The organism is Mesorhizobium sp. (assembly GCF_005063415.1).
Classification (GTDB): domain Bacteria; phylum Pseudomonadota; class Alphaproteobacteria; order Rhizobiales; family Rhizobiaceae; genus Mesorhizobium.
This window is the reverse complement of record NZ_SUEG01000441.1, coordinates 1-223: the sequence shown is the minus strand read 5'-3', so window position 1 is coordinate 223 and position 223 is coordinate 1. Positions and strand designations below refer to the sequence as shown.

1 protein-coding gene is annotated in these 223 nt (G+C 56.1%); it reads left to right on the top strand.

Annotation, left to right across the window (positions count from 1 at the left end):
* A partial coding sequence (locus E5W70_RS32970; protein ID WP_292665546.1) for a glycine cleavage T C-terminal barrel domain-containing protein occupies positions 1-197 on the top strand: 197 nt, incomplete at its 5' end.
* Between the last annotated feature and the right edge of the window lie 26 nt (positions 198-223).

The window sequence follows — 223 nt, the reverse complement described above, 5'->3', positions numbered from 1 at the left end:
GGTATATTTCGTCTGGCGTGAAGAGCTTTACAATCGGAACGGCAGTTGGAATGGGATATGTAAACCATCCTGCCGGTGTCACAAAGGAGTTACTCGAAAGCAGTCGGTGGGAAATCGAGATCGCCGGCAAACTCTACGAGTCCGACGCGTCGCTGCGGGCGTTTTTCGATCCAAATGGGGATCGGGCCAAGCAATAGTACGCCTGCGGCGACCCCCGGCGACC